We start from the raw sequence: 8,883 nt of genomic DNA, 5'->3' as shown, positions 1-8,883 counted from the left end.
GTCACCCTCACCACCCTGGCCATCGCCTGGGCCCTGGCGGGGTGATGGGGCGGGAACGGGACGGTGCTCTCGGACAATGGGCGAGAACTCTACGGCAGGCCGGATCGGCATCCGTACGAGCTGTTCCTGCAACTGGAAGGCATCGAGCACCACACGACCAAGGTGCGCAGGCCGCAGAGCAACGGCTTCGTGGAGCGGCTGCACAGAACGCTGCTGGACGAGCATTTCCGCATCAAAGGCCGTCAGAAGAGGTACGAATCCCTGGAAGAGATGCAGGCCGATCTGGACGAATACCTGCGCCTCTACAACCATGCACGGACCCACCAGGGCCGAGACATGAACGGCAGAACCCCGAACCAGGCCTTCCTGGATGGCCTGCCCAAGCCGGAAAAGGGCAAGGAAAAGGCGGTCACAAAGGCCGCCTAGAAATCACCCCGCCAGGGGCGGCAGTATCAGGTGAATACTATTTCTGTACACCTTTATTGCATTATTTTAGGATTTTAAACGTATAGAATTCATGTCGGAAAGCTGATACACCTAGGGCAAGGAAGATAACTTTTAAGTTTGGACATATCGTTATGGAAATCGTCACCGCAAATAGAGTGGACATGTCCAGCTTCGGTCTGGAGACTGAATGCAGCGTCTACATAGCACATATTGTAGTAAGGAATATTGCTGAATTAGCACAAGTGATGATTTCTGAAATATCAGACACAAGTTGGATGAATAAGCTGGATGCTATCGAAAAAAGAGCCTTTGAAGCAACATCAAGGCGAACAATCGAAGAGCTCACAAGTAATGTGTTTGGGAAATATGAAGATGATGTGACAACTGATTTTGGTGAATATATAATATCGATGGCAGCACAAAATGCACTTGTTGTGTCTTGCAATCACATCAAGCTGCCTCTTGCTGAACTTATCAAAGAAAAAGTTAAAGGAAATCCCGGTTTCGATTTTCATACAGAGACTACCATAAATAATGTTGCGTTTGGCGAAGCTAAATATAGCGGGTCAAAAACAACGTATGGAATAGCATTGGAGCAGATCAATAGATTTATAAGATTGGGTAAAGACGATGCAGAGCTTGTTACGCTTAGGCCTTTTCTGTCAAGGCCTGCTTGCATAAATTGCGAGAGAGGTCACAAGTCTTATGTTGCGGCCTTTTCATTGAACTCGGAAAACCCGCAGGCCGCGCTTGGGAATTGCATAAAATCAAAGCACTTTATGAGCCTACTGGATAATCCTGAGCTGTTTATGATTGGGGTAGAAATACATGATTAACGAACTCATTAATGATACAAACATAGAGGCTGCCCTTCAGGGTATCTTGATGGAGCTACACTCTGAAGGGCCAGTCAACCCCAAGACATTAGAGCAATTAGCATACTATAAAAAATTCCATTCTGATGTGTTTCAACGGTTTGAGAAGAGGATAGTGACTTCAATGGGGCTGTTTTATAAGATAGACCGCCCCAGCGATATTATCGAGGCTGTTTATTCTATTTTCTCTGATTCGATCAAACTTGAAACAGGTAAATCATTTACACCAGTGCAAGCTGGCGTTTATTCGTCAATTAAAAATAATAAGTACGTTTCGTTTTCAGCGCCAACAAGCGCTGGAAAATCTTATTTATTTAGAGAATTGATACATGATGCAACAGGTGACATAGTAATAATTGTCCCCTCACGGGCATTGATATCAGAATACATGAACGAAATTTTACGTTTGGTAGGCAAGGAGGTTTTAGTTCTGCAGTTTGTTGATAATATAAACACTGCAAAAACTAAAAGACGGATATTTATTCTTACTCCTGAGCGAGGAGTTGAAATTTTCAAAGGAAAGGATGACTTCAACATTGAGTTATTTCTCATGGATGAAGCCCAAATATCAGAGGATAAAGTGAGGGGGTTGAAATTTGACTCCTTTGTCCGGAGGATAGACAAGGTTTTCCCGGTAGCCAAGAAAGTTTTCGCCCATCCTTTTGTTGAAAATCCTGAAGCACAGCTAGAAAAGCATGGGTTCACAATCCAAGCTAAGCACTCATCATACAACCAGCAAACAGTTGGCAAGATATTTTTATTCAATAGCAAGAATACATTTTACTTATTTTCGCCAAACATAGAATGTGAACCTGTTCCGTATGGACGCGATGTGGCTGAAGAAGCGCTCTTAGCGGGTGGCACTCTACTGGTATATATATCAAAGACTGTTATATATAGGGGTGAGCATTTATTGCGATTTGGGAAGTATGTTGAGATGTGCCCTAAGATTGAAGACGAAAATGCAATTAAGTTGATAGATAAGCTGAAAGATTTTATAGGTGCTAAGCAAAAAAACAAATATCGCCATTCAAAAATGATATCTATGATGGAACGAGGCGTTGTAGTTCATCATGGCTCAATGCCACTTAGGGCACGACTCATCATAGAAGAATTCATAAAGGGAAATTATGCTAAGATTTGTTTTGCGACGGCTACGCTAAACCAGGGCATAAATATGCCTTTTGACGTGGTGTGGATTGATAATTTTACAAATATGGATGAATTAACTTTAAAAAATTTAATTGGAAGAGCGGGCAGGTCTACAACACGCAAAAATTATTTTGATTATGGATACACTATACTCAACAAGCGTAATGTAAAAACATTTTCTGAAAGGTTTAAATTAAGCTATAAAATCAGCAACAAATCTGATTTAGACATGGATATCACGAGTGTAGATGAAGACTTGGCAGATATCATTGAGGCAATAAAAGAAGACTCTTTTGATGATGAGCATCATTTGACAGAATCTCAAATTGAAAGAATTGAGGAGTCTGACGTAGATCGCGATATCGAGTTGATACTTGATAACTTGCTTGTTGATTTAAAGCCTATTAAGGGGGATGACTATTACAAGCTAGGGAAAAGCACGCAGGGTAAAATAAAAGATTCTTTTAAGAATATATATATCCAGCACCTTAGGAGAAGTACATTAAGCTCGGCAGAGGCCGCAGTGCTAAGTGCTGCAATACCAATTCTTCTCTGGCTTATTCAGGGTCGCTCATTTAGTGAAATTGTGTCTTTAAGGTACTCATACCTTTCGCAAAGGGATTTGAGGAGAGAATTAGTTAGACAGACACGGCAAGGTAAAATCTCATTGGTAGAAGCGGGCAAAACTCTAGACAATACACTGGTTAAATGGAGTCCGAGCCCATCTCCTTTGCCTGATAGTAAACTCAGAAAAAGCTCATCTTTTGCCGGGATATCTATCAATGATTTAGATTTCGATACAGTGGTATACGACACATACGATTACATTGACAAAACAATCTCTCTTTCAATAACGGACCCAATGTGCGCAACTTTTAATTTATACTTTGAAAGGACTGGTGATATAAGGGCAAGAGCTATGTCGAATTTTATTCGTTACGGAACTAATGATGAACTAGAGATATGGCTTCTTCGCTACGGGTTTGGCTTTGAAGAAATAGAATGGTTAAAGGAACATGTTGTGCATGTCGATAGTTCTCAAATTTATTTCAATCCTTCCGTTGAAACGCTCTCTTCTGATAAGCTAGAGATGATAGAACGATATCTGTAGCAATTAAGAAGGCAGTTTGCTTGTAACTGGAGCATCTTCATTCGGGAATAAAATATAAAATCCCGCCAAACCCCGAGCTGTCCACCGAATCACCGGAGGCAGAGGCACGATTTCACGCCTCCGCCTCCGGCTTCGATTCTCCTTCCTTCCCCCCCTACTCCAACCCCGCCGCCTTCCTGTCCGGCACGGCGTAGAGTTCACCGCCGACGCTGTCGTTGATGACCAGGACCGGGAAGTCCTCCACGGTGAGTTCGCGGATGGCTTCGGGGCCGAGGTCGTCGAAGGCGATGATGCGGGCGGCGGTGATGCATTTGGAGAGCAGCGCGCCCGCGCCGCCGGTGGCGCCGAAGTAGACGGCGGTGTGCTCCCGAAGGGCCGCTTTCACGGCGTCGCTGCGTTTGCCCTTGCCGATGGAGGCCTTTTGCCCCAGGGCGTGCAGGCGCGGGGCGTAGGTGTCCATGCGGTAGCTGGTGGTCGGCCCGGCGGCGCCGATGGGCCGCCCGGGGGGCGCGGGGCTGGGGCCGACGTAGTAGACGATGGAGCCCGCCAGCTCGAAGGGCAGCGGCTGGCCCTCGTCGATGAGCGCCATGAGCCGCTTGTGGGCGGCGTCGCGCGCGGTGTAGATGGTGCCGGTGATGAACACCACGTCGCCCGCGCGCAGGGGCGCCACGTCCGCGTCGGTCAGCGGGGTGCGCAGCTTGTATTCGGGCATCAGACGACAACCTCCTCGTGGCGGATGGAGTGGCACTGCACGTTGACGGCCAGGGGCAGGCTGGCCAGGTGGCAGGGGGCCATTTCGATCTTCACGCCCAGGCAGGTGGTCTGCCCGCCCAGGCCCATGGGGCCGATGCCCAGCCGGTTCACGGCGTCCAGCAGCTCGTCTTCCAGGGCGGCTATCTTGGGATCGGGGTGCCTTTCGTCCAGGTGGCGCAGCAGCGCGCGCTTGGCCAGGATGGGCGCGCGCTCGAAGGTGCCGCCGACGCCCACGCCGAGCATGATGGGCGGGCAGGGGTTGGGCCCGGCCTCGGCCACGCGCTCGACCACGAAACGGCGGATGCCCTCCCAGCCCTGGGCCGGGGAGAGCATGGTCACGCGGGACATGTTCTCGCTGCCGCCGCCCTTGGCCATGAAGGCGATGCGGATGCGGTCGCCGGGCACGAAGTCGAAGTGGATGATGGCCGGGGTGTTGTCGCCGGTGTTGGCGCGGGTCATGGGGTCGCAGGACGACTTGCGCAGGAAGCCCTCCTGGTAGCCCAGGACCATGCCCCGGGTCACTGCGTCCTTCAGGCTGCCCTGGACGACCACGTCCTCGCCCACGTCCACGAAGAACACGGCCAGGCCGCAGTCCTGGCACAGGGGCAGGCCGGTGGCCTCGGCCATGTCGGAGTTCTCCAGCAGCTGGCGGAAGATCTCCCTGGCCGCCGGGCTGTCCTCGGCGGCCATGCGGTCCTTGAAGGCCCGCTTCACGTCGGCGGGCAGGTGGATGCTGGCGTGGCGGACCATATCGGCCACCTTGGGCACGATGTCCGCCGCCTTGATGGTGCGCATTGTCTCTCGTCTCCTGTGCTACTTCGCGCCGGGCAAAAAGCGCCGGATGGCCGTCAGGCCCATCTTGCGGCGCAAAAAGCCGAGCTGGTCTTGCAGGGGCAGTTCCTTGGGGCAGACATCCTCGCAGCCGAGCAGGCCCATGCAGCCGAAGATGCCGTTGTCATCGCCGATGATCTCGAAGTAGTCGCGGTCGGTGCGCTGGTCGCGCGGGTCCAGGGCGAAGCGCGCGATGCGGTTCAGGGCCACCGCGCCCAGGAAGTCCCTGCGCATGCGCGCCGTGCCGCAGCCCGCCACGCAGCAGCCGCACTCCACGCAGCGCTCCAGCTCGTAAATCTCGTTGGCCAGGGCGTTGTCCATGCGCTCCTCTTCGGCCTGGGGGTCGAACTCCTTGTCGCTGTGAATCCACGAGCCCACGCGGGCGTACATCTCGCGGAACCAGGAGCCCGTGTCCACGGACAGGTCGCCCACGAGCTTGAACACCGGCAGCGGCAGCAGGGTGATTTCGTCCGGCAGGTCCCTGGTCTTGGTCTTGCAGGCCAGGCCCGGGCGGCCGTTGATGAGCATGCCGCAGGCCCCGCAGATGCCCGCGCGGCAGCAGAAGTCGAACTGGAGCGAGGGGTCCTGCTCCTCGCGGATCTGGTTCAGGGCGATGAACAGGGTCATGGAGGGGATTTCGGGCAGCACGAAGGTTTCCATGCGCGGCGCGCTGCCCTGGGCCACGGGATTGTAGCGGAAGATGTTGAACTTCAGGGTGCGGTCCATGACTAGTTCTCCTTGCCGGGCTGGGCTGCGCCGTCCATGGGGATGATCTTGCCGCCGCCGTAGCCGCGCTCGCCCGGGGGGATCTCGAAGGTCCGGGTGGCCGGTTCGTAGTCCAGGGTCGGCAGGTCGTCGCCCGGATTCTTCCAGGTGGCCAGGGTGCGGGTCAGCCAGTCGCGGTCGTTGCGCTCGGGGAAGTCCTCGCGGGCGTGGGACCCGCGCGACTCGGTGCGCATGAGCGCGCCATAGGCCACGCACAGCGCCAGGCGCACCTGCCCGGGCAGCTTGAGGGCCAGGGCCAGCTCGGGGTTGGCGCCCACGCCATCGGACTTCAGGCCGATGCGCCTGGCGCGGGCGTGGACCTCCTGGAGGGTGGCCACGGCGCGCTCCAGGCCGCCCTGGTTGCGGAAGATATGCACCCCGTCCTGCAGGGCGTCCTGCATGGCGGCGCGGACCTTGTACACGTCCTCGTCGCCGTCGGCGCCCGCGGTCAGGCGGCGGATGCGCTCCTGGTCGCGCGCCACGCGGTCGGCGACCACGGCGGTGGAATACTGCGCGCTGGCGCCCTTGAGGTATTCGACGATCTTGGAGCCGATGACCCCGCCCGCGACCACGGTTTCGGCCAGGGAGTTGCCGCCCAGGCGGTTGAAGCCGTGCATATCCCAGCAGGCGGCCTCGCCCGCGCTGAACAGGCCCGCCAGCCCGTAGGCCGCGCCGTCCTTGTCGGTGCGCACGCCGCCCATGGAGTAGTGCTGCACGGGCTTGACGGGGATCAGGCTGTGCACGGGATCCACGCCCAGGAAATTCTGGCAGATCTCGTCCACCTCGCGCAGCTTGACGCGGATATGCTCCTCGCCCAGGTGGCGGATGTCCAGCCACAGGTGCTGGCCGTAGGGGCTCTGCACGCCCTTGCCCTGGCGGATGTGGTGCATCATCCAGCGCGAGACCACATCGCGCGAGGCCAGCTCGGCCTTGTCGGGCTCGTAGATGTGCATGAAGCGCTCCTGGTTCACGTCCAGCAGAGTGCCGCCGTCGCCGCGGCAGCCCTCGGTGACCAGGATGTAGGTGGGCACGATGCCCGTGGGGTGGAACTGCACGGCCTCCATGTTGCCCAGGGGCACCACGCCGGTGTCGAGCACCGCCGCGTGGGCGCCGCCGTCGCAGATCACGGCGTTGGTGGACTCGCGGTAGACGCGCCCGAAGCCGCCCGCGGCGATGACCGTGGCCTTGGCCAGGTACACGCGCAGCTCGCCCGTCTTCAGGCAGCGGGCCACGGCGCCCATGCAGCGCCCGCCGTCGTGGATCAGGCTGACCATCTCCGTCTTGTCGTGGACGGCCACGCCGAGCTGGGCGGCGCGGTTGTCCATGGTGTAGAGCACGGTGTGCCCGGTGCCGTCGGAGGTGTAGCAGGTGCGCCATTTGGCCGTGCCGCCGAAGGCGCGGGCGGTGATCAGCCCCTCCTTTTCGGGCTTCTCGTACTTCTCGAAGCGCTCGCCGCCCTTGTAGTAGAAGCTCTTGCCCGCCACGACGCGGTTCCAGGGCACGCCCCAGTGGGCCATCTGGCGCATGGCGATGGGCGCGTTGTCGCAGAAGATGCGCGCCACCTCCTGGTCGCAGCCCCAGTCGGAGCCTTTGACCGTATCCATGAAATGCACGTCGGGGCTGTCGCCCTCGCCCATGACGCTGTTGCCCAGGGCCGCCTGCATCCCGCCCTGGGCGGCGGAGGAATGCGAACGCCGCGCGGGGACGATGGACAGGCAGATGGCGTCGAACCCGGCTCCCGCGGCCTCGATGGCCACGCGCTCCCCCGCCAGGCCCGCACCGATGCACAGCAGGTCCGTCACGAAAGTCTGCATGGTGTCTCCTTGTCAGTAGGCCAGAAGCAGGAAGCGGATCAGGGTCAGCAGCCCGATGCCGATGAACGCCAGGGTCAGGATGTTCTCCACGCGCTTCATCTTCGCGCGGCGCGAACGCTTGATGAACCCCCACTTGACCCCGATGCGGTAGAAGCCGATGCCCACATGCAGCTCCACCAGGGGCAGCAGCACGAGGTAGAAGGCCAGCCACCAGCCGTCGGCCACGCGCGCGGCGCTCTTGGCCGCCGAGATGGGCAGGTCGGTGAGCACCACCCACATATGGATGGAGCCCATGATGAGGATGATCATGGCGCTGCCGGCCTGCACCAGCCACAGCCAGGTGTCGCGGTGGCGCAGGGTCTTGGCGTGGGCCCAGATGGTGCGCTGCTCGTCCAGGCGGAAGGGCACCTTGCGCGCCGCGAGGACGAAATGCACGAGGAAGGCGCAGCCGATGAGCGGCCCGCCCACCTGGGCCATGTATGTGGCCTCGAAAAACCCGGCCAGGGCGTTCATGACGCCGGGGCCGAGGATGACGCTGGACACCAGGATCATGTGGCACCACATGAACAGCACCAGCCCAGCGCCGGTGAGCATCTGCAACCAGTCCAGGTACGCCGAGAGCATCGACGGCCTGGGCACATGCAGGGTCGAATCGACAACCGCCATTGTCTTCCTCCAGGGATAGGGAAACGGGATACAGCCAGCCAACCAGCAACCCCGGGGCCGCCCGTCTCCGCGCGCGGCGGTCGCCCGAAGGCCCCTGCCCCGCACCCTCCAGGAACCACGGGCTCCAGCGCGGGACAAAAGCTCCTGATTCTTGACCCGCGAACGACCGATTGTCAATTGTCGAGGGAATATCGACGCATCGCGCAGGGGAGCGCACGCCTCAAAACCCCCGGCGCCACGCGAAGAAGGGGCGCGGCCGCCGGAACGGAAGAGACGGCGGGGCGCAAGGGAGCGGGCCAAACCGTCGGGCCGGAGACCGCGCGGGCAACGCGGGGAGCAGGGCGCAAGCAGCCGCCCGAAGGGGGATGGGGGCGGCATGGCCCCAAGGCGGGGGGGGCGTGGCGCAGGGGCCGGGGGGCGTGGCGCAGGCCAGGGAAGCGTGGCGCAGGGCGGGGGGCGTGGCGCAAGG

7 protein-coding genes and 1 pseudogene are annotated in these 8,883 nt (G+C 57.8%); 3 read left to right on the top strand and 5 right to left on the bottom strand.

Translation table 11 applies throughout. The features are described from left to right. Positions 1-60 precede the first annotated feature (60 nt). From M0P34_RS10660 to M0P34_RS10650, 3 genes and pseudogenes are all read left to right on the top strand, one after another. Positions 61-426 (top strand): annotated as a pseudogene (locus M0P34_RS10660) (integrase core domain-containing protein); the annotation flags it as partial. Positions 427-578: 152 nt separating this feature from the next. Next, positions 579-1,283: a hypothetical protein gene (locus tag M0P34_RS10655; protein ID WP_291498899.1), complete on the top strand. Its 705-nt coding sequence runs from the start codon at positions 579-581 to the stop codon at positions 1,281-1,283. Next, positions 1,276-3,585 carry a DEAD/DEAH box helicase gene (locus M0P34_RS10650; RefSeq protein ID WP_291498898.1) on the top strand — a complete coding sequence of 770 codons (2,310 nt, stop codon included), beginning with the start codon at positions 1,276-1,278 and terminating at the stop codon, positions 3,583-3,585. The genes M0P34_RS10655 and M0P34_RS10650 overlap by 8 nt, the downstream gene beginning before the upstream one ends. 154 nt (positions 3,586-3,739) lie before the next feature. Here M0P34_RS10650 and M0P34_RS10645 read toward each other — a convergent pair whose 3' ends face one another. From M0P34_RS10645 to M0P34_RS10625, 5 genes are read right to left on the bottom strand one after another with little or no spacing between them, the layout of a single operon-like run. Beyond that, positions 3,740-4,297 carry a Fe-S-containing hydro-lyase gene (locus M0P34_RS10645; RefSeq protein WP_291498897.1) on the bottom strand — a complete coding sequence of 186 codons (558 nt, stop codon included), beginning with the start codon at positions 4,295-4,297 and terminating at the stop codon, positions 3,740-3,742. Then, on the bottom strand, positions 4,297-5,133 hold the full coding sequence (locus tag M0P34_RS10640; protein WP_291498896.1) for a fumarate hydratase: 837 nt from the start codon (positions 5,131-5,133) through the stop codon (positions 4,297-4,299). The genes M0P34_RS10645 and M0P34_RS10640 overlap by 1 nt, the downstream gene beginning before the upstream one ends. Positions 5,134-5,151: 18 nt before the next feature. Beyond that, entirely contained in the window at positions 5,152-5,895 is a 744-nt protein-coding gene (locus M0P34_RS10635) for a fumarate reductase iron-sulfur subunit (RefSeq protein WP_291498895.1), read from the bottom strand. A 2-nt stretch (positions 5,896-5,897) separates the two neighbouring features. Continuing rightward, a complete protein-coding gene (locus M0P34_RS10630; protein WP_291498894.1) occupies positions 5,898-7,748 on the bottom strand; it encodes a fumarate reductase flavoprotein subunit in 1,851 nt (616 codons plus the stop codon). A 12-nt stretch (positions 7,749-7,760) separates the two neighbouring features. Continuing rightward, positions 7,761-8,414, bottom strand: coding sequence for a succinate dehydrogenase/fumarate reductase cytochrome b subunit (locus tag M0P34_RS10625; RefSeq protein ID WP_291498893.1), 654 nt, complete (start codon positions 8,412-8,414; stop codon positions 7,761-7,763). Positions 8,415-8,883: the final 469 nt, after the last annotated feature.

Origin of the sequence: Desulfocurvus sp. (genome assembly GCF_023230885.1) — a bacterium.
Lineage (GTDB): Bacteria > Desulfobacterota > Desulfovibrionia > Desulfovibrionales > Desulfovibrionaceae > Desulfocurvus.
The sequence above is the reverse complement of the archived record's forward strand: the minus strand, read 5'-3'. Positions and strand labels throughout refer to the sequence as shown.